Origin of the sequence: Nitratireductor sp. GCM10026969, from assembly GCF_042660605.1 — a bacterium.
In the GTDB taxonomy this organism is placed as follows: domain Bacteria; phylum Pseudomonadota; class Alphaproteobacteria; order Rhizobiales; family Rhizobiaceae; genus Chelativorans.
This window is the reverse complement of record NZ_JBHSUM010000004.1, coordinates 63,168-88,116: the sequence shown is the minus strand read 5'-3', so window position 1 is coordinate 88,116 and position 24,949 is coordinate 63,168. Positions and strand designations below refer to the sequence as shown.

Annotated in this window: 25 protein-coding genes; 18 read left to right on the top strand and 7 right to left on the bottom strand. The window is 64.5% G+C overall.

The window, feature by feature from the left end; genetic code table 11:
* Nucleotides 1-10: 10 nt before the first annotated feature.
* Genes ACFP9U_RS02270 through ACFP9U_RS02260 form a run of 3 tightly spaced genes read right to left on the bottom strand, consistent with a single transcriptional unit; the run spans nucleotide 11 to nucleotide 2,475 of the window.
* The gene (locus tag ACFP9U_RS02270; protein ID WP_378618709.1) at nucleotides 11-940 is read right to left on the bottom strand and encodes a dihydrodipicolinate synthase family protein; all 930 of its coding nucleotides are present in this window, start codon (nucleotides 938-940) and stop codon (nucleotides 11-13) included.
* On the bottom strand, nucleotides 937-1,656 hold the full coding sequence (locus ACFP9U_RS02265; RefSeq protein ID WP_378618708.1) for a ribonuclease activity regulator RraA: 720 nt from the start codon (nucleotides 1,654-1,656) through the stop codon (nucleotides 937-939). The genes ACFP9U_RS02270 and ACFP9U_RS02265 overlap by 4 nt, the downstream gene beginning before the upstream one ends.
* A gap of 33 nt (nucleotides 1,657-1,689) precedes the next feature.
* Nucleotides 1,690-2,475, bottom strand: coding sequence for an SDR family oxidoreductase (locus tag ACFP9U_RS02260; RefSeq protein ID WP_378618706.1), 786 nt, complete (start codon nucleotides 2,473-2,475; stop codon nucleotides 1,690-1,692).
* A gap of 90 nt (nucleotides 2,476-2,565) precedes the next feature.
* Here ACFP9U_RS02260 and ACFP9U_RS02255 point away from each other — a divergent pair, with 90 nt between their 5' ends.
* The 3 genes from ACFP9U_RS02255 to ACFP9U_RS02245 all read left to right on the top strand — a co-directional run bounded on the left by ACFP9U_RS02255 (nucleotide 2,566) and on the right by ACFP9U_RS02245 (nucleotide 5,967).
* Entirely contained in the window at nucleotides 2,566-3,426 is an 861-nt protein-coding gene (locus ACFP9U_RS02255; protein WP_322453841.1) for a LysR family transcriptional regulator, read from the top strand.
* A 190-nt stretch (nucleotides 3,427-3,616) separates the two neighbouring features.
* Nucleotides 3,617-4,402, top strand: coding sequence for a hypothetical protein (locus ACFP9U_RS02250; protein ID WP_378618704.1), 786 nt, complete (start codon nucleotides 3,617-3,619; stop codon nucleotides 4,400-4,402).
* 74 nt (nucleotides 4,403-4,476) lie between these two features.
* Nucleotides 4,477-5,967, top strand: a complete 1,491-nt coding sequence (locus ACFP9U_RS02245) for a metal-dependent hydrolase family protein (RefSeq protein ID WP_378618703.1) — start codon at nucleotides 4,477-4,479, stop codon at nucleotides 5,965-5,967.
* A 39-nt stretch (nucleotides 5,968-6,006) separates the two neighbouring features.
* Here ACFP9U_RS02245 and ACFP9U_RS02240 read toward each other — a convergent pair whose 3' ends face one another.
* Nucleotides 6,007-7,647 carry a Na+/H+ antiporter gene (locus ACFP9U_RS02240; protein WP_378618701.1) on the bottom strand — a complete coding sequence of 547 codons (1,641 nt, stop codon included), beginning with the start codon at nucleotides 7,645-7,647 and terminating at the stop codon, nucleotides 6,007-6,009.
* Between the two features lie 267 nt (nucleotides 7,648-7,914).
* Here ACFP9U_RS02240 and ACFP9U_RS02235 point away from each other — a divergent pair, with 267 nt between their 5' ends.
* Nucleotides 7,915-8,520 (top strand): GNAT family N-acetyltransferase, encoded by a 606-nt coding sequence (locus ACFP9U_RS02235; RefSeq protein WP_378618700.1) that lies wholly within the window; start codon nucleotides 7,915-7,917, stop codon nucleotides 8,518-8,520.
* Between the two features lie 29 nt (nucleotides 8,521-8,549).
* On the opposite strand, the gene ACFP9U_RS02230 is transcribed toward ACFP9U_RS02235, so the two are convergent.
* Complete coding sequence (locus ACFP9U_RS02230) at nucleotides 8,550-9,272, bottom strand: GntR family transcriptional regulator (protein ID WP_378618698.1); 723 nt, start codon at nucleotides 9,270-9,272, stop codon at nucleotides 8,550-8,552.
* A 133-nt stretch (nucleotides 9,273-9,405) separates the two neighbouring features.
* Between ACFP9U_RS02230 and ACFP9U_RS02225 the strand changes: the two genes are divergently transcribed.
* The 6 genes from ACFP9U_RS02225 to ACFP9U_RS02200 all read left to right on the top strand — a co-directional run bounded on the left by ACFP9U_RS02225 (nucleotide 9,406) and on the right by ACFP9U_RS02200 (nucleotide 14,980).
* A complete protein-coding gene (locus tag ACFP9U_RS02225) occupies nucleotides 9,406-10,431 on the top strand; it encodes a TRAP transporter substrate-binding protein (protein WP_378618697.1) in 1,026 nt (341 codons plus the stop codon).
* Nucleotides 10,432-10,539: 108 nt separating this feature from the next.
* Nucleotides 10,540-11,028 (top strand): TRAP transporter small permease subunit, encoded by a 489-nt coding sequence (locus tag ACFP9U_RS02220; protein ID WP_378618695.1) that lies wholly within the window; start codon nucleotides 10,540-10,542, stop codon nucleotides 11,026-11,028.
* A complete protein-coding gene (locus ACFP9U_RS02215; protein ID WP_378618694.1) occupies nucleotides 11,018-12,334 on the top strand; it encodes a TRAP transporter large permease in 1,317 nt (438 codons plus the stop codon). Before ACFP9U_RS02220 ends, ACFP9U_RS02215 begins: the two co-directional genes overlap by 11 nt.
* Before the next feature lie 12 nt (nucleotides 12,335-12,346).
* Nucleotides 12,347-12,508 carry a hypothetical protein gene (locus tag ACFP9U_RS02210; RefSeq protein ID WP_322453832.1) on the top strand — a complete coding sequence of 54 codons (162 nt, stop codon included), beginning with the start codon at nucleotides 12,347-12,349 and terminating at the stop codon, nucleotides 12,506-12,508.
* Nucleotides 12,509-12,512: 4 nt separating this feature from the next.
* A complete protein-coding gene (gene araD, locus ACFP9U_RS02205) occupies nucleotides 12,513-14,246 on the top strand; it encodes an L-arabinonate dehydratase (RefSeq protein WP_378618692.1) in 1,734 nt (577 codons plus the stop codon).
* Between the two features lie 8 nt (nucleotides 14,247-14,254).
* The gene (locus ACFP9U_RS02200) at nucleotides 14,255-14,980 is read left to right on the top strand and encodes a ribonuclease activity regulator RraA (protein WP_378618690.1); all 726 of its coding nucleotides are present in this window, start codon (nucleotides 14,255-14,257) and stop codon (nucleotides 14,978-14,980) included.
* 62 nt (nucleotides 14,981-15,042) lie between these two features.
* Here ACFP9U_RS02200 and ACFP9U_RS02195 read toward each other — a convergent pair whose 3' ends face one another.
* Complete coding sequence (locus tag ACFP9U_RS02195; protein ID WP_378618689.1) at nucleotides 15,043-16,011, bottom strand: LysR family transcriptional regulator; 969 nt, start codon at nucleotides 16,009-16,011, stop codon at nucleotides 15,043-15,045.
* A 243-nt stretch (nucleotides 16,012-16,254) separates the two neighbouring features.
* Between ACFP9U_RS02195 and ACFP9U_RS02190 the strand changes: the two genes are divergently transcribed.
* From ACFP9U_RS02190 to ACFP9U_RS02170, 5 genes are all read left to right on the top strand, one after another.
* The gene (locus ACFP9U_RS02190; protein ID WP_378618687.1) at nucleotides 16,255-17,238 is read left to right on the top strand and encodes a TRAP transporter substrate-binding protein; all 984 of its coding nucleotides are present in this window, start codon (nucleotides 16,255-16,257) and stop codon (nucleotides 17,236-17,238) included.
* A 60-nt stretch (nucleotides 17,239-17,298) separates the two neighbouring features.
* Nucleotides 17,299-18,093, top strand: coding sequence for an Asp/Glu racemase (locus tag ACFP9U_RS02185; protein ID WP_378618727.1), 795 nt, complete (start codon nucleotides 17,299-17,301; stop codon nucleotides 18,091-18,093).
* Nucleotides 18,090-18,593 (top strand): TRAP transporter small permease, encoded by a 504-nt coding sequence (locus tag ACFP9U_RS02180; protein WP_378618685.1) that lies wholly within the window; start codon nucleotides 18,090-18,092, stop codon nucleotides 18,591-18,593. The genes ACFP9U_RS02185 and ACFP9U_RS02180 overlap by 4 nt, the downstream gene beginning before the upstream one ends.
* A gap of 9 nt (nucleotides 18,594-18,602) precedes the next feature.
* Nucleotides 18,603-19,883: a TRAP transporter large permease gene (locus ACFP9U_RS02175; RefSeq protein ID WP_378618684.1), complete on the top strand. Its 1,281-nt coding sequence runs from the start codon at nucleotides 18,603-18,605 to the stop codon at nucleotides 19,881-19,883.
* Between the two features lie 72 nt (nucleotides 19,884-19,955).
* Nucleotides 19,956-20,942, top strand: a complete 987-nt coding sequence (locus ACFP9U_RS02170; RefSeq protein WP_378618682.1) for a 2-hydroxyacid dehydrogenase — start codon at nucleotides 19,956-19,958, stop codon at nucleotides 20,940-20,942.
* A gap of 176 nt (nucleotides 20,943-21,118) precedes the next feature.
* On the opposite strand, the gene ACFP9U_RS02165 is transcribed toward ACFP9U_RS02170, so the two are convergent.
* A complete protein-coding gene (locus ACFP9U_RS02165) occupies nucleotides 21,119-21,772 on the bottom strand; it encodes a FadR/GntR family transcriptional regulator (RefSeq protein ID WP_378618725.1) in 654 nt (217 codons plus the stop codon).
* 444 nt (nucleotides 21,773-22,216) lie between these two features.
* Between ACFP9U_RS02165 and ACFP9U_RS02160 the strand changes: the two genes are divergently transcribed.
* From ACFP9U_RS02160 to ACFP9U_RS02150, 3 genes are all read left to right on the top strand, one after another.
* On the top strand, nucleotides 22,217-23,203 hold the full coding sequence (locus ACFP9U_RS02160) for an ABC transporter substrate-binding protein (RefSeq protein WP_378618680.1): 987 nt from the start codon (nucleotides 22,217-22,219) through the stop codon (nucleotides 23,201-23,203).
* Between the two features lie 120 nt (nucleotides 23,204-23,323).
* A complete protein-coding gene (locus ACFP9U_RS02155; protein ID WP_378618678.1) occupies nucleotides 23,324-24,142 on the top strand; it encodes an ABC transporter permease in 819 nt (272 codons plus the stop codon).
* Nucleotides 24,139-24,945 (top strand): ABC transporter ATP-binding protein, encoded by an 807-nt coding sequence (locus ACFP9U_RS02150; protein ID WP_378618677.1) that lies wholly within the window; start codon nucleotides 24,139-24,141, stop codon nucleotides 24,943-24,945. The genes ACFP9U_RS02155 and ACFP9U_RS02150 overlap by 4 nt, the downstream gene beginning before the upstream one ends.
* Nucleotides 24,946-24,949 lie beyond the last annotated feature (4 nt).

Sequence of the window (24,949 nt, the reverse complement as noted above, 5' to 3'; positions counted from 1 at the left end):
CCGCGATTTTTCATTGGGCGGCGCGGGGGTCGTGCCGCGCCAGCCGGGCGAGAAGGAAATCCACCTCCGCCCGCGCCTTCTGCGAAAGGGCCGCTCCGGGGACCCGCAGATCCGCATGGGCGATGACGCCCCGCTTCGCCAGAACATACTTCCGCACGGCAAGCCCCACGCCCGCCTGGTGCTCGTAGCGCAGGAGCGGCAGATGGGCATCGTAGAGGTCGTGCGCGGCCTCCCGGTCGCCCGCCCGGCCCATCCGAACGACATCGATCAGCATCTCGGGGAAGGCATAGCCGGTCATCGCGCCGTCGGCGCCGCGCTCCATCTCGAAGTCGAGGAAGAGGGCGCCGTTGCCGCAAAGGATGGAGACGTGGCGCAGTTCGCCTTGTCCTTCCCAGTTGCGCAGCGCGCTGATCTTTTCGAGGCCCGGCCAGTCCTCGTGCTTGAGCATCACGCAGGACGGGTTTTCCGTGATGATGCGGCGCACCACCGCGTTCGACATGATCACGCCGGTGGCGGTCGGATGGTCCTGCAGGACGAAGGGGATGTCTTCGCCGATCTGCGCCACCCCCTGCCGGAAATAGCCGGCGATCTGGTCGTCGGTGCGCATGGCGGCGGGCGGCGTGATCATCACGCCGGCCGCGCCCAGCCCCATGGCTTCGTGCGCCAGCCGCTTCATGGCGGCGAAGCCGGGCGCTGAGACGCCAACCACGACCGGCATGCCGCCCGCGTGGGCAACCACCTCGCGGACGACCGTCAGCGATTCCTCGGGTTCGAGCTTCTGTGCTTCGCCCATGATGCCCAGGATCGTCAGCCCGTCGCAGCCCGCCTGCGCATAGAACGCCGTCATGCGGGCAAGCGAGGCCTCGTCCAGGCTTCCGTCCGGAAGGAAGGGCGTCGGCGCGATCGCGTAGACGCCTCGGGTTTGCGTGCCGAAGCTCATGACGTCCGTCCCTGCTTCTCCTTCAGATAGCCCGCGTAGCGTGCCTTCGTCTCCTCGTTCATGGGATAGAGGCCCGGCAGCTTTTCCCCGCCCTCGACCTCCTCCACGATCCAGCCTTCCATCTCCTCCTGCGCCGGCGCCTCCGCCAACACCTCCTCGAGGAGCGCCTGCGGGATGACCACCGTGCCGTCGGAATCGGCGACGATGATGTCGCCGGGAATGACCGCCACACCGCCGCAGCCGATCGTCTCGCCCCAGCCGACGAAGGTCAGGCCGGCGACGGAGGGCGGTGCTGCGACCCCGCGCGCCCAGACGGGCAGGCCTGTGCCGAGGACACCCTTGCCGTCGCGCACCACACCATCCGTGATCAGGGCGGAAACCCCGCGTTTGCGCATTCGCGCGCAGAGGATGTCGCCGAAGACACCGGCATCGGTGATGCCCATGGCATCGATCACGGCGATACAGCCCTCCGGCATGTCCTCGATGGCCGTGCGCGTGGAAATGGGCTTGCTCCAGGCGGCCGGCGTGGCGAGGTCCTCGCGTGCGGGGACGAAGCGCAGGGTGAAGGCGGGGCCGACCAGCCGTTCCTGGTCTTCCTCGAGCGGCATGGCGCCGCGGATCCACACGTTGCGCAGACCCTTCTTCAGGAGGATGGTCGTCAGTGTTGCCGTGGTGACGTTCTTGAGGGTTTCGATCGCTTCGGGCGAAAGTGTCATGTGCGCGTTTTCCTTTCTCGATTGTGCGGAAGGTCAGATGCTCGAGATGTAGCCGCCGTCGACGCGGATGCTGCTTCCGTTGATGTAGGAGGCGCGTTCGCTCGCCAGGAAGGCGACGACGTCGCCATATTCGCGCGGATCGCCGTAGCGGCCCGCGGGAATGGAGGCGAGGCTCTCTTCGCGCACCTCGTCGACGCTGCGCCCCTCGCGCTTGGCCTTCTGCTCGTCGAGGAAGGTGATGCGTTTGGTGGCGACCCGGCCCGGCATGACGATGTTGGCGGTGATCCCGTCGCGCCCGACTTCGCCGGCAAGCGTCTTCGACCAGCCGACCAATGTGCTGCGCAGCGCGTTGGAGATGCCCAGATTGGGGATGGGCGAGACGACGCCGGAGGAGGTGGATGTGATGACGCGGCCCCACCCGCGCGCCTTCATGCCGGGCAACACCCGATCGGTGATGGCGAAGACCGACAGCACCATGGATTCGAAGAACTTGCGCCAAGTCTCGGGCGACTGGCCGGCCACGCCTCCGGGCGGCGGTCCGCCGGTCACGGAGACGAGGATATCCACCTGTCCGAGCGTCTTTTCGATGCTTGCCACGTTCGGTTCGACGACGTCGAGTCGTCCGAGGTCCCAGGTCAGCGGCATCGCCGTGCCGCCCCCCGTCTCAGTGGCTTTCGCGGTCTTTTCCGTCGCATCCTTGTCGATGTCGGCCACGGCCACCTTCACGCCCTCTCGGGCAAGTGCCTCGGCGATCGCCCCACCCAGACCGCCTCCGGCCCCGAGCACCAGCGCAACCTTTCCGTCAATTCCCAGATCCACGGATCCCTCCTGTTTCCTTGTGCGGTGAGGCGGGTTATAGCAAAGGGGAAACTATGTTTTTCTGCGATCAAACAGAAAAAAGATTTCGGTTTGGATACGCGCTATATCGAGACGCTTCTAGCAGTCGCCCGCCGCGGCTCCTTCGCCGGAGCCGCCCATCAGCTCAACCTCACCGCCACCGCCGTCGCCCAGCGCATCCGGGCGCTGGAAGAGGAGTTCGGCGTGCGGCTCGTCACACGTTCGGGGCGTACGGTGCGGCCGACCGAGGCGGGCTATGCGGTTTTGACCCGCAGCGAGCAGTTCCTGCGCGAGTACCGCAGCCTGCGCGCAGCCGTCGCCGGAACGGTGACGGGCGGCCGGCTGCGGATCGGCGCGATCGCCACCGTGCTCACCGGACTCCTGCCGGAAGTGCTGAGCACGCTCGCAAGCGAGCATCCCGACCTGCATGTCTTCGTGGAGCCGGGCACCTCGAGCGAGCTCTACGACCGGGCGCAGGCGGGCTATCTCGACGCGGCGGCGATCATCCGGCCGGCCTTCGAATTGCCCAAGGGATGGGAGTTCCGCGCCTGGCGGCGGGATCCGCTGGTCATGCTCGTGCCGAAATCCGAGACGCGCACCGACTGCGCGGCGATTTTGAAGGACTGGCACTATATCCGCTACGACCGCCAGCAATGGGGCGGGCGGCTACCGCAGATATGGCTCGACGCGCACAGCCTGGAGCCCGACATCCGCTACGAGATGGACGCGCTGGACGCCATCGCGGTGCTTGTAGGACGGGGCCTCGGCGTTTCCATCATCCCCGATTGGGTCGGCCCCTGGCCGGAGGGAATAGAACTGAACCGGGTCGAGCTGCCGGAGCCGTCTCCGCAACGCGAGATCGGCTTCATCTGGCCGCGCAACTCGCCGCAGACGCACCTTTTGCGTCTGGTCGCCAGGGCGGCGCGGATATGAGCCTTCCGCGCGGATCTGTCGTCGCTGCAGGTCTGTGCTTTAATGACAGCGACATAGGCTTACGGAATATCAACGCAGACGTTAGGAAGTGGTCATACATTCGCGGATCGGGATGTCATCAGGAGTAAATGATGATATCATAAGCGAGGAATACATCGTCTATATTGATCGATTTGCGATGAGGGATTTGATGAAGGGGCGGCTGCTACTCGGGATTTGCGCCTGGTTTGCCGCGGGCGCGGCGCATGCGGATGATTCCTGGCGCTTCCAGGTGACGCCCTACATCTGGGGTCCCGGGTTGGGCGGGGACGTCCAGCCGATCTCCCGGTTGCCGCCGGTTCACTTCGACAGGTCCCTGGGTGAGATCCTGGACAACCTCGACGCAGCATTCTTCATGAATGCGACGGCACGCAAGGACCGTTTCGTCATCTTCGGCGATTTCACCTACGCCAACCTGACCGAGGACCACAGTTTCACGATTCCCTCGATCCACGTCGGCGGAATCACCATTCCTTCCGTGCACGTGCCGGTCGATGTGAAGATATCGCAGTCGTCCATGACGGTGGCCGGCGGATATTCGGTGATCGACCAGCCGCAATTCGTTCTCGACCTTCTGGGCGGTGCCCGGTTGTGGCACGTGGAGGCGGAGATCGACATCCCGGTTCATATTCCGCATTTCCCGCACCTGCCGACCAGCGCTTCCGAGACGCGCACATGGGTCGATCCCATCATCGGCGCCCGCGCCAGGCTTCAGCTCACGCCCGACTGGTCGCTGATCGGCTATGCCGACGTGGGCGGATTCGGTGCCGGATCCGACATCACCTGGCAGGCGGTCGGCACAATTAACTACCGGGTGACGGACAAGTTCTTCGTATCCGCGGGATACCGGCACATGGCCTTCGACTATGACAAGGACGGGCTCAACCTGGATGTGGAGATGGGCGGACCCCTGGTCGGCGTGACGGTGAGGTTCTGATCGGTTCACCGCATGGTGCCCGGGGGACGCGTGGCGGCATCACTGGCTGAAATTACCGAACGAGTGAGGGTAGCATGTATCTTTCCGGTCCCCGTACGCCGAGTGGCTTTTTCTGCGAGGAAGCCACTGCCGTTTCCAATACCCCCTGCGCCTGTTGCAGTCCCCAGGCGCGCGCGCTCAGCGAACGCCTCGGCACTGATCTGAAACGCCGCATGTTCGTGCTCGGCGGTGTCGCCGCCGTCGTGGCGCCGTTCATGGAGATGCGTTCCGCCCATGCCCTGGGCGAGCAGCCCGCCGCGCCCGAACGGCCGCTCCTGTTCACCAATCTGCGGCTCTTCGACGGCGTGAACCAGACCGTCCGGGAAGGGGTCAACATTCTCGTCAAGGGCAACAGGATCGACGCCCTGCCGGGTGCCGCCGAGAGCGTGGAGGATGCCGAGGTCGTGGACTGCGGCGGCAGGCTGGCCATGCCGGGTCTGATAGACGCGCACTGGCATTCGACCATGTGCGCGATCAGCGAACTGGAAGCCTTCACCGCGCAGACCGCATACCTCCATCTCGTCGCGGCCCGCGAAGCCGAGCGGACGCTGATGCGCGGCTTCACCACCGTGCGCGATGCGGGCGGCCCCGCCTTCGCATTGAAGACGGCGATCGATCGCGGAATCATCAACGGTCCCCGCATCTATCCTTCGGGTTCGATCGTCTCGCAGACCTCCGGCCATGGCGATTTCCGCTTTCCGAACGAGCTTCCGCGCGGGAACACGACGCCGCGCAGCTATGCGGAGGTTGCGGGGATGTCGTCGCTCGCCGACGGCGAGGCGGAGGTTTTGCAGTCCGTACGCGAAAACCTCATGCTGGGCGCGACCCAGATAAAGCTCGCCGCCGGAGGCGGCGTCTCGTCCTTTTTCGACCCGATCGACAGCACGCAGTTCCTGGAGGAAGAACTGCGGGCGGCGGTGCGGGCGGCGGAGGACTGGGGCACCTATGTCACCGTCCACGTCTACGTGCCGCGTGGCATTCAGCGCGCCATCCGCGCCGGTGTGAAGTGCATCGAGCATGGCCAGCTGGCCGACGAGGAGACGGCACGCATGATTGCCGATGAAGGCATCTGGTGGAGTCTTCAGCCCTTCCTGGCCGACGAGGATGCCAACGTGAAGCCCACGCCTGAGCAGCGTGCGCAGCAGGAGGAGATATCCAAGGGCACGGTGCGGGTCTACGGAGAACTGCTCAAGAAGTTCGATATCAAGACCGCCTGGGGCACCGACATCCTGTTCGGGCCGCAGCAACTGCCGAATCACGGGCGGCAGATCGCCAAGCTCACGCGCTTCTACGATCCGCTCGAACTGCTCAGCATCGTCACCGGCAACAATGGCGAGCTTTGCCGCATGTGTGGTCCGCGCAATCCCTATGACGGCAATCTGGGCGTTATCGAGCCGGGGGCCTTCGCCGATCTCCTGATCGCCGAGGGCGATCCCACGCAGGATCTCGATTTCCTGATGGATCCGGAGGAAAACCTCAAGGTCATCGTCAAGGACGGCCGGATCCACAAGAACACGCTCGCGTGAATCGACGCGCCGCGGCCGGGGCGTGGTGCCGGCTGCGGGTCAGGATGCGGTGAGGTGCGTCTCGAGCAGGTCGATCTCGCGTATGAGCTCGCGCGCCTGCTCTTCCGAGATCTCGCGCATCCGGCGTAGACGGAAGAGTTCGTCCCGCTCGGCCCGCAGTGCCGAGAGGCGCAGTTCGCGCTCGACCCGGTCGATGGCGCGGGCGCGCTCCGCTTCGTCGCCGGTTTTCGTGTTGCCGTCGATGCGCAGGCGATAGGCTTCAATCACGCGCGCGCCAGCCTCGGTGTAGAGCTCGCCGTCTCCATATCGCGCATCCGGTGCGCGCTGTGCGCGTGTCACGGCCTTGATTGCCGCTTCGGCAGCGGCGACCCGCGCCCGGTCCTCCTTCTCCTGGAGGGAAGGCTCGGGCGGTAGTTTCAGTCCCTTCAGAACGAAAGGCAGACCTATGCTCGCCGCCAGCAGCGAGACGACAATGACGCCGGCCGCAAGAAAGACGGCGAGTTCGCGCGCGGGAAAGGGCGCGCCGTCGGTCATGGCAAGAGGCAGGGTCAGAACGCCCGCCAGGGTGACGGCGCCGCGAGCGCCCGCCAGTGTCGTGGCGGCCAGCAGGCGCCAGCCGGGACTGCGCACACGCTGGCTTTGACGGGACGCGCGAAACAGAATGAAGCGCAACGTCACCCAGGCCCAGACGAAGCGCAGAAGCGCCAGCATGCCCGTAATGGCCAGGACGTAGATCGCGAGCAGGGCCGGATCGAAGTGATCTGCCTCGCTCACCGCTTCACTGGCATCGCCGATGATGTCGGGGATCTGTTCGCCGAGCAGGACGAAGATCGTGCCGTTCGCCGCGAATTGGAGCGTATCCCACACGGCCGTCCTGTTGACGCGCGTCGAAGCCAGTCCCGCGCGCGACTGGTCAGCGTAGCTCATGGTGATCCCGGCTGCGACCGCGGCGAGAATCGCCGAGCAGCCCAACCGATCGGCAAGAAGGTAGGCGCCGAAGGGGATGAGCAAGCTGACCAGGATGTGTGCGCCCACTTCCTCCCCAATCCGTCTCGCCACCATTTCCTGCACCTTTGTGACGCCCCACGTCACGCCGATGCCGATTGCGACGCCGCCCGTGGCGAGCCAGAGGAAGGTGCCGACGGCGTCGACGAGAGAGAACGCCCCGGTCAGTGCCGCCGCCACGGCAAACCGCATGCAGACGAGACCGGATGCATCGTTGAGCAGCGATTCGCCCTCCAGCACATGCATCAGCCGCTTGGGAACGGGCACGCGCGCGGCTATCCCCGAAACGGCCACGGGATCCGTCGGGGAAATGACGGCAGCAAGCGCAAACGCCACCGCGAGCGGCATTGCCGGGATCATCCAATGAATGAAGAAGCCCAGCCCGAGAACGGTGAAAACCACCAGGCCGAAAGCCAGCGCCAGGATGGTTTCCCTGTCCCGCAGCAGGCCCTCCTTTGGGATCCGCCAGCCGTCGAGAAACAGGAGTGGCGGCAGGAACAGGAGGAAGAAGACGTCCGGGTGCAACTCCACCTTGAGATCGGCGATGGCGGCCAGGAACGCCCCCAGGCCGATCTGGACGACAGGCAGCGGCAGCGGAACAGGCAAGGCGCGTGCAATCGCGCCGCTGATCACGACCGAAAGAATGAGAACGAGGATTGTCGCGATAATTTCCACGGCCGTACCTGCCCCTCGATTGTGAACACCTACCAAGTCCCGCCTCGGCGCTCAACGCGATACGGGTTTGAAGCGATCATGCCTTTCCCGTGGCGAACGCCCCAAACGTCTTCGTCTATTCCGCCATAGATGGCCGAAAAGCCCCGGCCTTGTCCCATTCCGCTCTTATAAGAAGCCCCGCCGGGGCCTATCAGGTTCGCTCCCCATGCCGAAGGAGGAGGAGCGAGCAATGAACACGATCCTTGTGCGCGCACGGTTGAGGTCGCCATGCTCGACCATGTGAACCCTGTCCTGATCCGCGATGCAGTGCCCGGCGACGCACGCGTTCTGGCCGAGTTGATGGCCATCGCGGGCGCAGGCATTCCGCAATGGCTCTGGTCCGCTCACGCGGCGCCCGGCGAGGCGCCGATCGACGTCGGCACGCGTCGCGCGATGCGTGAGGAGGGCGGTTTTTCCTGGCGCAACGCCATCGTGGCCGAAAGGGAAGGCGCCGTCGTCGGCATGATCCTCGGCTATCCGCTGGAAGCCGACGAGACCGATCTCGCCGAGATCGATCCGCTCCTGCGGCCTTTCATCGTCCTGGAGCGTCTCGTGCCGGGCAGCTGGTACATCAACGCCTTCGCCGTCTTCGCACCCTGGCGGTCGACCGGGATCGGCGCCCGGCTCATCGACGCGGCAAAAGACCGGACCCGGGCCCTCGGTCTTGCCCGCATGAGCGTGCAGTACTTCTCCGAGAACCCGCGCGCGGGCGCCTTCTACGCCCGCCACGGTTTTGTGGAGACGGCATCGAAGACGTTGCCGGACAACGACATCTGTACCTATCGCGGCGATACGGTGCTGATGGTGGCGCAGATTCCCGCAAGGGGCGGATAGGCAGGAAGCGGGCCGGGGCCGGCCCCGCGTCAGAAATACTCCGGATATTGTGCCATGATCTGGTCGGCGGCGCCGAGCGTGCCCGACAGGTGCTCGCGCACCGCCGATTGCGCGGCCGCCGTATCGCCGGCCTCGATCGCTTCGAGGATGCGCTGGTGGTAGAACAGGATGTTGGCGGGCTTGCCGGGTTCCGGCAGGTTGAGGTTGCGCAGGCGGTCGATGTGCCCGGAGCGCGCGGTGACGAGCTGCCAGAGATTGGCCACGCCGACGGCCTGGCAAAGTGCTTCGTGAAAGAACCGGTCGAGCCTTGAAAAGCGCTCGATCTCACCCGCCTCCAGCGCGGCCTGTTGCAGGGCGAATACCTTGCGTGCGCTCGAAACAGCCTCCTTTTCGCCTTTCGCCGCCAGCCGCCGCATCACTTCCAGTTCGATCGACAGGCGCAGAAACTGAGTCTCGCGTGCCTGTTCGACATCGATCTTTGAGACCTGGGTTCGCGATTGCGGATAGATCACGAGAAGGCCTTCCTCCTCGAGCTTGAGCATCGCATCGCGTACCGGCGTCTGGCTGACGCCATAGTGCTCGGCGATTTCGGCGCGTGAGAGGTTCTGCCCCGGGGCGAGTTCGAGCGAGATGATTCGCTCACGCAGCGCTTCGTGAATCTGCTGGCTGACGGAGACGCGCTTGATCCGTGTGCGCTGGTGCGCGCCCGGAAACGCTTCCCTCTCGGCGGTCAGGGCAATGTTCTCTCTCATCGTATCAGCCGCTTTTTGCGTGCATGAATCTCGCCCATTCCTATACACGTCGCTTGACGTAAATGCACTAATATTTTAGTGCATTAGAGTTGCGGGGCCGTGTCGGTCTCGTCACTATTCCAGGGAGGACAATATGGCATTCGCAAGAACCGCGTTCCTGGCGGCATCCGTCTCGCTTCTGGCCGGAGCCGCCCACGCCGAGACGTTCAATATCCAGACCTCTTTCAACGCAGGCGACTTCTCGACCAAGTACATGACAGAGAACTGGCTGCCCAAGATCGAGGAGATGACCGAGGGCCGCGTTGAAATCGTCTTTACGCCGAACGGTTCCGTCGTTCCGGCAAAGGACACGCCGGAAGCCGTCGCGGCCGGCGTGCTTGACGGCGACTTCACGTCGGTGAACTATTTCTCCGGTCTCGAGCCGGCCTACGCCATCATGGGCGACCTGATCTCGGGCTATGACACGCCGGAGCAGATGCTCGATTTCTGCCGCGAGGGCGGCGGCGAGGCTGTGATGCAGAAGGCGGCCGATGCCGTGACCGGCGGCGAGGTTCACGTGGTGGCTTGCGGCCCCTATTCGCGCGAGGCGCTGGTTGCCCGCGTGCCGATCCGCACTTTCGAGGACCTTGAAGGCAAGAAGATCCGCTCTCCCGAAGGCCTGGCGGCAGCCGTCTTCCAGGGGGCCGGCGCTTCGCCCGTGTCGATCCCCTTTTCGGAGGTCTTCGGCGCGCTGGAGAAGGGTATCGTCGATGCGGCGGACGCCTCCGCCTATGTGAACAACGACGCAACCGGCATGCACGACGTGGCGCCCTATCCGCTCTATCCGGGCATCCACTCCATGCCGTCGATGCAGTTCACCATCAACAAGGCGAAGTGGGACGCGCTCTCGGAGGCGGACCAGCAGGCGTTGCGTGACTGGTGGTACGAGGCCATGTACGCCATGGCCGCCGAGGTTTCGAAACAGGACGCCGAGCTTGCGGCCCGCGACGACGCCACCGACGATATCGAGGTCATCGACTGGGCGCAGGAGGACCGCGATCAGCTGAGGGTCGTGGCCCGCGAGCAGTGGGAGATTTACGCCGAGAAATCCGATCTCGCCAAGGAGGCGCTCGACGCGAACATCTCCTACATGACCGAGATCGGCCTGTTCGGCGAATAGGCCTCCGCTCACGCGCCGCCTGCACAAATGCCAGGCGGCGCCCCCTTCTTCCTATAGATGTCCGGGGGATGCGCGATGAGGCGCGCTCTTGCTTCCTACGCGGGGTACATGGACAGGTTCAGCGTCTTCATCGGCCAGGCCTGTTCGGTTCTCCTTTTCACCTGCGTCGCGGTTTCCGCCTTCGAGGTGGTGATGCGCTACGGCTTCGATAGCCCGACGGTGTGGAGCATCGAGCTGGCGATGGCGCTTTGCGCGAGCGCCTGGGTGCTTTCGGTCGGATATGTGACCCAGCGCAACCGCCACATCTCCATCACCATGCTGGAGCTGCTGGTCGGTCCGCGTGTCTGGCGCCTGTTCCGTCTCTTCCAGATGCTGATATCCATCGGCGCCGTCTTCGTTCTCACGCTGGCACTGTGGGATCCGGCAATGAAGGTGTTCGAGCGGCCTGAGCGCTCCGGCACCGCGATGAACTCGATCCAGCCGAGCTATCTCAAGGTCCTGCTTGTCGTCGGTTGCGTTCTCTACCTGCTGCAACTCCTGGCCAATGTCATCCGGTGGGCGCAGCGCACCGAGGGGGAGGTGGACGGTGGGCATTGAGACCATCACCCTTCTCATCGTCCTGTCACTGCTGGCGCTCATGGCGCTCGGCGTGCCGCTGGGCATCACCACGCTCACCGTCTCGCTGGTCACCGCGATCCTCTATTTCGGCGAGCGCGCGGGCTTCTTCATCGTCGCCGCGAACGTCACCGAGGTCCTGCACAAATACGAGCTCATCGCCGTTCCCTTCTTCGTCTTCATGGCGAATGTGCTGGAGCGCTCGGGCATCGCCAAGTCGCTCTTCGATTCCATGGCCATCATGGGCGGGCGCTTTCGCGGCTCGGTCGCCGTGCAGACCTGCATCGTGGCCGTGGTCCTTGCCGCCATGTCGGGCATCATGGGCGGCGAGATCGTCATGCTCGGCCTGATCGCCCTGCCGCAGATGCTGCGGCTCGGCTACGACCGCAAGCTGTCGATCGGCATCATCTGCGCCGCCGGGGCGCTCGCCACCCTCATTCCGCCGTCCGTGGTGCTGATCATCTACGGGCTTGCCGCGCAGGTCTCGATCACAAAGCTTTTCGCGGCCTCGGCGGTGCCGGGCCTGATTCTGGCGTCGCTCTACATCACCTACATCCTCGTTCGCGTGCGCATCAGTCCCCAGATGGCGCCGATCTACGACATCCCCGAGACCGGTCTGCCCTTTTTCAAGCGCTTGAAGTTCCTGAAGGGCGTGATCCTGCCGGGCCTTCTTATCGGCGCCGTCCTCGGCGTCATCTATTCCGGCGTGGCCACGGTCACCGAGGCAGCCGCCATCGGCGCCGTAGGAGCCCTGTTCGTTGCCGCGGCGCGCAAGGAACTCACCTGGGTGATGGCGCGCGACGCCATGCGCCAGACCGCGCTCACGGTCGGCTCGATCATCTGGCTCGTGCTCGGCGCTGTGTCGCTGATCGGCATCTACAATCGGATCGGCGGCGGCGATTTCCTGCGCGGGGTGCTCACCTCGCTGGACATCGCGCCGATCTGGGTGATCGTCGTCATGATGCTGATCGTGATGGTGCTCGGCACCTTCCTCGAATGGATCGCCATCATCTTCATCACCGTGCCGATCTTTGCGCCGGTGGTGGTCGATCTCGGCTTCGATCCGGTCTGGTTCGGTGTCCTCTTCGCCATGAACATCCAGATCTACTACCTGTCTCCGCCCTTCGGACCGGCCTGTTTCTTCCTCAAATCGGTGGCGCCGAAGAGCGTGGAACTGCAGGAGATATTCGCCGCCGTCCTTCCCTTCATCGCGCTACAGGCGGTAGGCCTTTTCCTGGTCCTGTTCTTTCCGGACCTGGCACTGTGGCTTCCCGCCATGCTGGATTGAGGAGGTGCTGAAATGAGCGACCCTGAACTGACCCGGCAGGACGAAGAGATCTCGGCGGCCGCCTTCAGCGACGAAGAGGAGCGGGACCGGCATGATTTCGGAAACCGGCCGGAGGCGGCGGGTGTCGTCCTGACGCTCTTCGTCGTCTGGCTGATCTTTGCGTTTACTGGATAGGACAATGCCCACACGTGACCCCAAGCGACTGCGTTCGGCACGCTGGTTCGCCCCCGACGATTTGCGCAGCTTCGGACACCGCTCGCGCATGATGCAGCTCGGCTACGCGGAGGAAGACTTTCGCGACCGGCCGATTATCGGCGTGCTCAGCACCTGGTCGGAGCTGAACACCTGCCATTCGCATTTCCCCGAGCGCGTGCAGGACGTGAAGCGCGGGGTTGCCCAGGCTGGCGGCCTTGCCGTGGAGATGCCCGCCCTCTCGGTGGACGAGAGCTTCACCAAGCCGACCTCCATGCTCTACCGCAACCTGCTTGCCATGGAGACGGAGGAGATGATCCGCTCGCACCCGCTCGACGGTGTCGTGCTGATGGGCGGCTGCGACAAGACCACGCCCGGCCTCGTCATGGGCGCGCTGTCGGCTGGCGTGCCGACGATCTATCTGCCGGCCGGCCCGATGCTGCGCGGCAACTATGCCGGCAAGGTGCTCGGCTCGGGCTCCGATGCCTGGAAATACTGGGACGAGCGCCGCGCCGGCAACATCACCGACGACGAATGGCTGGGCATCCAGGCGGGCATCGCACGCTCGGCCGGTACGTGCATGACCATGGGCACGGCCTCGACCATGACGGCGATCGCCGAGGCGTTGGGGCTTTCGCTGACCGGTGCTTCCTCGATCCCGGCCGTCGACTCCGGCCACCAGCGCATGGCTGCCGCATGCGGGCGGCGGATCGTCGAGATGGTCTGGGACGAGGTGACGCCCGACAGGATCGTCACGGAGGCCGCCTGCCGCAACGCGGCGACCGTTGCCATGGCGACCGGCTGCTCCACGAACGCCGTCGTTCACCTGATCGCCATGGCGCGGCGGGCCGGCGTGCACCTGACGCTCGACGATCTGGACGCGCTCGGCCGGACGACGCCGCTCATCGCCAATGTCCGCCCAGCCGGCAAGGAGTACCTCATGGAGGATTTCTACTATGCGGGCGGCCTGAGCGCGCTGATGAAGCAGATTGAGAACCGGCTCGACTGCTCCGTCATGACCGTCACCGGGAAGACCCTGGGAGAGAACCTCGAAGGCGTGCAGGTCTACAACGAGGACGTCATCCGGCCCCTGTCGAATCCCGTCTACCATGAGGGCTCGCTGGCGGTGCTACGCGGCAATCTCTGCCCGGACGGCGCGGTGATGAAGCCCGCCGCCTGCGATCCGAAATTCCACGTCCACGAGGGCCCGGCTCTGGTATTCGACAGCTATCCGGAGATGAAGGCGGCCGTCGACGACGAAACCCTCGACGTCACGCCCGATCACGTCATGGTGCTGCGCAACGCCGGTCCGCAGGGCGGCCCGGGCTTTCCCGAATGGGGCATGCTGCCCATTCCGAAGGCCCTGATCCGGCAGGGCCACCGGGACATGCTGCGCATCTCGGACGCGCGCATGTCGGGCACGTCCTACGGCGCCTGCATCTTGCATGTGGCGCCCGAGAGCTACATCGGCGGGCCGCTCGGCCTCCTGAAGACGGGCGACATCGTTCGTCTCGATCTGCCCAACCGGCGGCTCGACATGCTGGTGGCCGAGGACGAGCTCGCCCGCCGGCGGGAAGCCTGGGCGCCGCCGGCGCCGCGTTTCGAGCGCGGCTACGGCTACATGTTCTCGCAACACGTGACCCAGGCCGACCAGGGCTGCGACTTCAACTTTCTGCAAACCGACTTCGGCCGCACCGCTGGCGAACCGGACATCTTCTGAGGGATCCCATGACCGACTACATCCTTTCCGACGAAACGCGCACCAAGCTCAAGACTGCCTCCACCGCCTCCATTGCCACTGCGCTCTACAAGCGCGGCCTTCGCAAGCAGTTCATCCAGGACGTGGTGCCGGTGAGCCCCAAGAAGGAGAACATGGTGGGGCAGGCTTTCACTTTGCGCTACATCCCCGCGCGCGAGGACCGCAACCCCATCACCGTCTTCCGCAACCCCGATCATCCCCAGCGCGTGGCCATCGAAGAATGTCCGCCCGGCCATGTGCTGGTGATGGACGCGCGCAAGGATGCCCGGGCGGCCACCGCCGGCTCGATCCTCCTGACGCGGCTCGCCCTGCGCGGTGCGGCCGGCGTGGTGTCGGACGGAGGTTTCCGTGACGCCGAGGGGATCGGTGCGCTCGATATGCCCGCCTACTATGCCAAGCCTTCCGCGCCGACGAACCTCACATTGCACGAGGCGCTCGACCTCAACGTGCCGATCTCCTGCGGCGATGCGCCGGTCTTCCCGGGCGACGTGGTGGTCGGTGACGGTGACGGCGTCATCGTCATCCCGGCCCATCTGGCCGACGAGATCGCCGAGGAATGCAGCGGCATGGAAGCGTTCGAGGCCTTCGTGCTCGAGGAGGTCAAGGCCGGTTCGCCGATCATCGGTCTTTATCCCTGCACCAAGGAAGAGAACCAGAAGAAATACGATGCATGGCGGGCGAAGACCGGGCGCTGACAGTCCCGGCGCACCCGGTCAGGTGGCCGCTGCTGGAAACGAACGGCCTCTGACCGGTTTGCTCAATATGCAGCTTCGGCGCGCCGCGCCTTCGCATCGAGGCTCATGAGATGCGTGTCCGAGTGGAACATGCCGCCGGGCGCGAAGGCCTCCTCGAGGAAATGTGCGAATGTCTGCACCGCCGGGCGCATCCTGCTGCGACCGAGATGGAGGCACATCACCTGCACCGCCGGCAGCTTCTCGACGATGGGACGGGCCGTGACGAAGCTCCCGTCATAGGTGAGCGAGGTACCGGGGAGCGCGTTGTGGATGGTATAGCCGCAGCTGCGGCCCACCAGCCCCCTGATCAGCTCGTATGATTGCGACCGGTAGATGATCTTCGGCAGCACGCCGCAGGTCATGAAGAGGTTCATGAAATAATCGCGCGAGTGCGGCAGGTCGAGCAGGATGAAGGGCTCGCCCGCGACCTCCTTCAGGCTCACTGCGGGTTTCGAGGCCGCCGGATGGTCCGCTGACAGAAGGAGATAGGGCGGCAGATCGATCAGCCGCTCGCCCTCGATCTCGCTGGGCAGTGCGTAGGCGTAGGCCAGCGCCAGCTCCGTGCGTCCCGTCAGAAGATCCTCCACCACTTCCTGCTGGTTGCCCTCCTTCAGCCGCACGGTGATCCCCGGCATCCTGGTCGCGAACTCTGACAGCAGGCCGGGCATGTAGCGCGTGGCGAGCGTGACGAACGCGCCGACGGTAATCTCGCCCGTCATGCTGGCGCCCAGGGAATCGATGCTGCGCTCGAAATCCCGCGCCTGCTTGAGCAGGAGCCGGGCCTCGTTGACGAAGCGCCGTCCCGCCACGGTCGGCGTGACGCCGCGGGCGTGGTGGCGCACGAAAAGCTGGATGCCCAGGGCCTCTTCCGCGGCATTGAGTGCGCTCGAAATCGACGGCTGGGAGATGTTGAGCTGACGCGCGGCCTCCGTCATCGCGCCGGTGTCGGCGATCGCCACGATGTATTTGAGGGTCCGCAGGGAGAACTGCATAGACCCAGCCTATCACAAACAACGAATAATACTATTTTAATTATGCAAGGGCGTGCGGCAACATGTCTGTATGCGCCGACGAACGGCCCGCCAAAGCGGCTCCGGTTGTCTGTCTGGGACATCAGGTAGAGATTGGTCGCACGTTGGGACCGATTGCACCGTTGCCGGAAAATCGGCGCTGACAGCGTGAGCGGACTTAACCCGCCACAGCTTCGAATGCAAACCATAAAAGGGGAATGAAGAATGGGAATCCTGGGCAGAAAAGTACTTGGACTTGCGGCCGCGGCAGCCCTCGCGCTCTCCGCGCACGGAGCGGCCGCGCAAACGGAGTTGCGCCTCGCCGTCGAAACGACGCCGGGCGATCCCTTGAACGTGATGCTGACGCATTTCCGGGATGCGCTTTCAGAGAGTGCCGGCGACGAGGTGACGCTCGACTTTTATGAAGGCGGCGCACTCGGAGACGAAGTCGCATTGATGGAGATGATCCGTGTCGGGGAGGCGGATGTCGTTCCGCTCGGATCGGACGTGGTGCAACTCGACGAGAAGTTCGCCATCTTCGACGCGCCGTTTCTGTTCGGCTCCAAGGAGGATGCCCGCGCGGCGCTGGACGGCGAGCTCGGTGACATCCTGGCCGAATCCCTGCGGGAAAAAGCCAATCTCCAGGTCCTCGCCTTCGGAGAGCTCGGTTTTCGGGCCATCAGCAACAATGTCCGCCCGATCGAGACTCCGGAGGACCTTCAGGGCCTGAAGCTGCGGACGCCGGGCAGCGAGACCCGCATCATGGCCTTCGAGATGCTGGGCGCGGCCCCGACGCCGATGTCGCTCGGCGATGTCTATGTGGCGCTGCGCCAGGGTGCGCTCGACGGGCAGGAGAACCCGCTGTCGGTGATCAAGGAGTTCTCGCTGCACGAGGTGCAGGATTACATCTCCCTGACCAACCACGTCTATTCGCCGATCACGCTCGCCATGAACGGCGACACCTGGGACAGCCTGTCCGAAGACCTGCAGGCCAAGGTGATCGAGGCCGCCAAGATCGGAGCCGAGGCGACGCGCGAACTTTCCGAGGAGAGTGACAACAACCTGATCTCCGAGTTCGAGGAAGCCGGCGTTGCCGTCAACGAGCCGGACATTGCCGCCTTCAAGGAAGCCGCCGCGCCCATCCACGAAGAGATCGGCCAGATCGTCACGCCGGAATTCATGGCGAAGGTCGTCGAGCTGACGCAGTAGCAAGGCGCAAGCTCGGATCCGAAAGACAGGCGAGACGTCCCAGGGAGATTTGACGTGGCAATGGACGCGAACAGCGCACGCCAACCCGTGTTCCGCTATGACGGAAACGGCACGCGTGCACGGATCGGCTTGATCTTCATGGCTTCCAGCATCGTGATGGAATCCGAAATGTGGGCGATGGCCGCGCCGGGCGTGGCGGTCCATACCACCCGCATCAAGCTTCCCAAGGTAACGGTCGAGGGCATCGAAGAGATGATGAATGCCCCCGAACTCAGGCAGGCGGCGGAGCTTCTGGGCTCCGCCCCCATCGACGTCTTATGCTTCGGCGGCACCAGCGCTTCCTTCCTGCACGGCACCGCCTACGATCATGGGCTGATCGAAAAGCTGAAAAGCTGGGCACCCGGCCCGAAGGTCACCACCGCCTCGACCGCCACGCTCGCCGCGTTGGCGAAGGTCAAGGCCGGCCCGGTCGCGTTGGCCACGCCCTATGTGGACGGCGTCCATGCGCGTGCCATCCGTTTTCTGGAGGAGAACGGACACAAGGTCGTCTCACATAGCAATCTGGGCATCGACAGCGACCAGGCATTGGCCGAAGTGCCGATTTCGAAGGTCTACGACCTCGTACGCGCGGTCGATACGCCGGAAGCCAGCGCGATCTTCATCAGCTGCACGAATTTCTGGTCGGTGGGCGCCATCGACGCGCTCGAACAGGCGCTCGGAAAGCCGGTGGTGTCGGCCGTGCAGGCCTCCTTCTGGCACTGCCTGGAAATCGCCGACGTCAACGGCGCCAAACCGGGCTACGGCTGCCTCTTCGACGGCCGCGTCGCTGCCGACCGGGACGAGGGCCGAACATGAGCCGGGTTTCGGAAATCGAGGCTTTGAAATCGGAAACCGTCGTCCGCCGGAACTGGATCGAAGCCGGTATCACCGTGGCCCTGGAATGGGCGGCGACGCTCCTGATCGGCACGCTCACCGCATTGGTCTTTGCCAACGCCGTCGGCCGCTATTTCCTGGCCAAACCGTTGCCGTGGACGGAAGAGATGGCCATCAATCTCCTGATCTGGATCGCCGGTGTGGGAATCGTGCTGGCCGGGATGCGCCAGAGCCTTATCTGCTGCAACATCCTGTCCGAGCGCATGTCCGGCCGCCAAATGCGCGTGCTCGCGGCCTTCTGCGCGTTCCTCGGGGCCGTCGTCATGGCCTATCTCTCCTGGCTGACTTGGCGCTACATCGGAAAATTCGGCAGCGATCTCTCGCCGATCCTGAAGATTCCGAAATATGTCGGCATCTCTGGGCTGTTCTTCGCGACGGCCGGGCTGACCGCCACGCTCCTTCTCTCGATCTTCAAGCGCTGAGGTCAGGTCATGCTCCTCCTCGCACTTGCCACCATCCTCACCCTTTGCACCCTGGCCGTTCTCGGGATGCCCATCATCATATCGCTCGCCACCTCGGTGGTGGTCTTCCTTCTCCTGAGCGGCGGGTGGGACCTTGCCATCCCACAGCAGACCCTGAGCGGGATCACGGACTACATCCTCGTCACCCTGCCGCTGTTCATCCTGGCCGGCGGCATCATGAACGCCTCCGGCATCGCCGACAGGCTCTTCGCCTTCGCGAGCGCCATGTTCGGCTGGCTTAGGGGCGGCCTTGCGCATGTCAACGTGGCGGTCAGCCTCATGTTCGGCGGCATGATCGGCACCTCGGTGGCGGATCTTGCCGGAAGTGGCTCGATCGTCATCCCCAAGATGAAGCAGAACGGTTATCCGGGGCCCTTTTCGGCAGCGCTGACGGCGACATCCTCCGGTATCGGCATTCTGGTCCCGCCGAGCTCGCCGATGATCCTCTATTCGGCGGTGACGGGGACGTCGCTGGGCGCGCTGTTTCTCGCCGGCCTGATCCCGGGCCTGCTGCTTGCGGCGGTCCTGATGCTGGTCGTGTCGATCCTCGCGCGCCGGCACGGCTGGAAGCCGATGCAGGGCTTCGCCTGGAGCGAACTCATACGTACCGGCAGGCAGGCGATCCTGCCCATGGGCCTTCCCACCCTGGTGCTCGGCGGCCTCGTCTTCGGCCTCTTCACGCCGTCCGAGGCTGGGGCGTTCGCCGTCGCATACGCATTGTTCCTGGCCATGGCCATCTATCGCACGCTCAGCCTCGCCGATCTGCGCCGGGTGACCGTGGAAGCGGTGGTGCTCACGGGCGAGGTGCTGATCGTGGTCGGCTTTTCAGTGGCGCTCGGTTGGGCGCTGTCCCAGGCGCGGGTCCCGGTCGCCCTTTCGGACGGGCTGCAGTATCTCTTCCCCTTCGATTCGAATGTCGTCCAGATCTGTCTGCTGCTGCTCCTGGCGCTGATCGCCGGCATGATTCTCGATCCGCTGATTCCGATGATCATGCCGGTTCTGCTGCCCTCGCTCCTGATGCTCGACGTCGATCTGGTTCACTTCGGCGTGCTGATCGTCGTGACCGTCGTCATCGGCCAGATCACGCCGCCGGTGGCGCTGGCGCTTCTGGTGGCGGCCCGAATCGGCCAGGAGGAAGTGGTCTCCGTGATAAGGGCCAACACGCCCTTCCTGATCGGCCTCGTCATCTTTCTCTTCGTGCTGATCCTCTTTCCCAGCCTGTCGACATGGCTGCCGAGCTTCATGAAGTAACAGTGCCCGGCCGGCATTCCCGCCGGTCGGCACCCATACCGAATAGATCGTCGCCGAATTAAGGAGGACATCATGTCTGACGTCATCAATTCGCCTGTGGCTCGGGGGCAGGGCCGGCCGGCGGACGACCTGGGGGCTCTCGTCTTCTACTCCGAGTTCGACGAGCCGGAGCCGTGGGCTGAAGCGCTGCAGCAGTTGCTGCCCGCGCTCGATTTCCGGGTGCATCCGGATATCGGCAACCCGGACGATGTGCGCTACGCACTCGTCTGGCGGCCGAAGCCGGGCTTCTTCCGGGATTTCAAGAATATCCGGCTTGTCGTGAATCTCGGTGCCGGCGTGGACTCCCTGACGAACCGCGACGACCTGCCGGACGTGCCGATCTCGCGTTTGTCGGATCCCGGCATGGTCGCCCTGATGCGCAGCTATGTCCACTTCGCCGTCATCCGCTATGCCCGCGACATGCCGGAGTTCGAACGCGCCAAGCAGCGCCGCGATTGGCATTATATCCACCCGCGGCCGCTGCATCACACACGTGTCGGCATCCTGGGGCTCGGCGCGCTGGGTGCGGCGGTGGCGGAATCCCTGGCCGGACTGGGCTTCGACGTGCGTGGCTGGGACCATGCGGCCAAGAAGGTGCCCTCCGTCACCTGCTTCCACGACCCGAAGGACTGGCAGCGTTTCGTCGGGGAATTGGACATCCTGGTGAACATGATGCCGCTGACGCCGCAGACGCGGAAATTCATCGGCGCCGAACTCTTCGACCGCCTGCCGCGCGGTGCCAAGTTCGTGAACGCCTCGCGGGGTGAGGTGGTTGACGAGGATGCGCTTGTAGCGGCCCTGCGCAGCGGCCATCTGGGGGGTGCCACGCTGGACGTGTTCGAAAACGAACCCCTGCCGGGCGACCATCCCTTCTGGGAGATGGAGAACGTCTACATCACGCCGCACCTTGCAAGCATCACCGTGCCGGAAATGGCCTCCCGTGACGTGGCTGAAAGCATCCGCCGCGTGCATCAGGGACAGGACCCGCTGCACCGCATCGATCCGCGGAAGGGCTATTGAGCCAGGGATCGGCTGGTACGGTGCCCAAGCGCCCGGTGGAAGCCGGTTTTCCGGTTGGAATTGCGTGGAGTCAAATGGTTAGATCAGTTCACCGTTTCCGTGAAGGTGAACTGATCTAGCGTACGAAGTCCTTGCGCAAACCTGAAGGACGCGCGGCGCTGTGGCAGCGGATGAACTCAGTCTCCGGCGAAGTCCCGTTCGATCAGGTTGCGCTCCACAGCGCGCAAGTGCAGGTACATAGCGCGGCCGGCACCCTCCAGATCACGGCTTTCGATCGCTTCGATGATGCGGTCGTGCTCGGCGAAGGAGTGATGGTCTTCCGGGGGCCGGTCGGTGTTGGCGCGCAGGAGTCCCCAAACGACGGCACGGCGCACTGCGTTGAGGGCGTCGAAAAGAGCCAGGAGCAGCCGGTTGTCGGTGGCTTCGGCGATGCAGCGGTGCAGCTCGTTGTCGGCGGTCTCGTACTGTCGCCAGGTGGTGGCCTTGTGCGTCCGGCGCACGCAGCGCCGCAAAGCTTCGAGATGCTTCGACGTGGCGTTCAGCGCCGCTTCGCGGGCGATGATCGGCTCTATCAGGAGGCGGGTCCGCATGACCTCGGCCGGATTGGTTTCGCGATCGATCTCGGCGAGGCTCATGACCTCCATCTTGCGGGCGCCGATGAAGGTGCCCTTGCCGACATGCCGCCACAGATGCCCCTCGGCTTCGAGCGTGGCGAGCGCCTTGCGCAGATCGCCGCGCGAGACGCCGAGGATGACGGCCAATTCCCGCTCCGGCGGCAGCCGCGTGTCGGGCGGGAAGTCGTGCCGCGTCAGCCATGCGCGCAGTTGCACGAGTGTCGCGTCATGGGGGGCGTGAGCTTCGCCCGTGCTCTGGACGTTCGCCTCCGGCTCGCCGTTCCTGTCCTTTTCACCGCGCAAAGCCTTATTCCCTTGCCCTTACTTGTTTAACCAATCTAAATTGGTTCAAGCACCCTAGAAATATCGCGCTCCCTTGTCAATCGGGAGCGCTGCCAGCTCATGGGCCAACGGCAGCTTCACATCGGTTTTGCTCTTTTACTATAGTGCCGCTCGGGGCGGATATTCGGCTGCGGGCGGCCGTTTCTCCCATGATGAAAACAGCGAAAACGGCGGGATGTCTCCTGTTGACCTATAACCAATCGTGTGTTTTCATCTAACCAATATGAGAATTGGCCACGGTATTGGAGGTGTCGTGGCCGCGCCGGCACTGCCCGGCACCGCCCGGCAGTCTTCGGGCAGTTCACAGGGAGGATCGCAATGACAATTTCACGCCGAACATTCACAACACTTGCGGGCGGTGCCTTCGCCCTTGTCGCCACGGCCTTCACTTTGCCGGCAGCCGCTCAGGACGACTCGATCCACGTCGCCATGGGCGATGTCGCCAGCGTCGAAAGCCTTGGCCTGCTGATTGCCATGGAGCGCACCAAGGAGCGGGGTGTGCCCATGGAGATCACCTTCTTCAACTCCGAAGACGTGGCGACCCAGGCTGTCGTCGGGGGGCAGGCCGATGTGGGCGTGGGCGCGCCCTATGCCTTCATCCAGAACTCGGGGGCGCCGATCCGCATGTTCTACCGCATGAGCACGCTCCTCTTCTTCCCCGTCGTCAATACGGAAGTCTATTCCGGCTGGGAGGACCTCGACGGGCAGGAGGTGACCGTCCATTCACGCGGCTCCGGCACCGAGGCGCTGATGCGGCTGATGGAGAAGGTGCACGGGATCGAGTATTCCAACATCAGCTACGTACCCGGCTCGGAAGTGCGCGCCGGCGCCATGCTGCAGGGCACGGTCAACGCCTCGATCGTCGATGCGGCGGCGTTCCGTTTGCTGCAGGATCAGGGCGGCGGCAAGTTCGCGCGACTGCCGCTTGATGGCGTCAACGCCACCGACGAGGCCCTTTACGGGAACACCACCTTCCTCGAGGAGCGTGCCGACGATGTGACCGTCTTTGTCGAGGAGCTTTTGCGCACGTGGCAGGATATCAACGACGATCCAACGATCGTCGCGGAGTTGCGTGACCAGTACGGCCTCCTGCCCGACCTGCCGGAGGAAGCGGCCGCCGATATCACGCCCTTTTACCAGGAGGTTGCCGAGAGCGGCATCTTCCCCACAGACGGCGGCGCGCCGGAAGATGCGCGCGACGATCTGGAGTTCCTCGCCGCGGCCGGTCAGGTGGAGGCACCGGGCGAGGATTTCGACCCCGGCATGTATTGGGACTCCACCGCGCTCGAGGCGGCGAAGAACTAGGATGGATGGCGCCGGCCCGCAGTACCTGCGGGCCGGCGCTTGCACCCGCCTGAAGTTGCGCGCCGATAGTATGCGCGGCGCGGTCTCTCGCCTTCGCGGCCAACGGAACGGTATTTCGACATGACCCAAACAGCAGCCGTCGCTTCCGCCCGTCACCGGGACCGGCCCGGCCTTGTGCAATGGCTGGGCGAAACGACGCTCTTCTGGAAGATTCTTTCGGTCGTGCTTTTCGCGACGGCTTGGGAAATCGCCGGCCGCACCGGGTTCAACTTTTCCTTCCCGACATTTCTGGAAACGGCCACGGCCTTCTTCGAGATGGTTGCCGACGGGTCCATGGGTGCGGCTTATTTGCGTACCGCCGAGCCGCTTTTGATCGGCCTCGCCTTCTCCATCGTCGTCGGTGTCTCTTCGGGCATTGCCATGGGGTTGCGCCAGGACGTCGAATGGTTCTCCCTGCCGCTCTTCATCGTCATGCAGGCCGCGCCGATGAGCGCGCTCATTCCGCTTGTCACCTTCGTCTACGGCATCGGCCTGACGGCCAAGGTGCTCGCCGTCGTCATGCTCGCCCTGCCGGTGATCGCGATGAACAGCTACAAGGCGGTGCGCAACGTGCCGCCGTCGCTGATCGCCATGTGCAGTTCCTTCATGGGCAGCCGCCGCCAGCAGGTTCTGCAGATCATCCTGCCGGCGGCGAGCCCGATGATGTTCGCGGGCCTGCGGCTCGGCGTGGCGGAGGGTTTTTCCGGCGTGGTCCTGGCCGAACTGCTGATCACGCCGACCGGCATCGGCGACCTCATCACCTTCCATCGCTCGGTGGCGAATTTCGCCCACATGTACGCGACGATCGTCTCGATCGTGCTCGTGGCGATCATCACCGTCGGTTTCCTTCAATGGGTCGAGGGCAAGCTCTTCCGGCCCGAGAAACGGAGCTCCGCATGAACCTCGCCCTGGCCAGAAACGATATACCGTCAGATCGCATGCAGTCCACCGATCCGATCATCCAGGTCCGCGGCGTCTCCAAGACCTATGGCGACGTTCAGGCGCTCGAGAACATCGATCTGGAATTCGAGGCCGGGCACCTGACGAGCCTCCTCGGTCCCTCGGGGTGCGGGAAGACCACGCTTCTGAAGATCGTCGCCGGCCTGTTGGCGCCGACCGCCGGCGATGTGCTGGTGAAGGGAAAGCCCGTCGAAGGGCCCGGTCCCGAGCGCGCCTTCGTCTTCCAGGACTTCGCCCTGATGCCCTGGGCCTCGGTGCTGGACAACGCCGCCTTCGGCCTGAAGATGCATGGTGTCGGCAAGGCCGAGCGGGAGGAGCGGGCCCGCCATTACATCAACGAGGTCGGGCTCACCGGGTTCGAGGGGAAATATCCGCACGAGCTGTCCGGCGGCATGCGCCAGCGTGTCGGCCTGGCGCGGGCTCTGGCGGTCAATGCCGACGTGCTCTTGATGGATGAGCCCTTCTCGGCGGTCGACGAGCAGACCCGCCGCAAGTTTCAGGAAGATCTCATAAGGCTGCGCGAGGTGGAGAAGAAGACGTTTCTCTTCGTGACCCACTCGATCGAGGAGGCGGTCTACGTCTCCGACAGGATCGTTCTTCTGTCGCCGCGCCCCGGTCGCCTGTCGCAGATCATCGAACCGCAGATCCCGAAGGACATCGACCCCGACGATTTGCGCCGCGATCGTGTCTACCTCGATACGGTCGAGGAGATCTGGCACGCCATCAAGCAGTATGTGGAATGAGCGG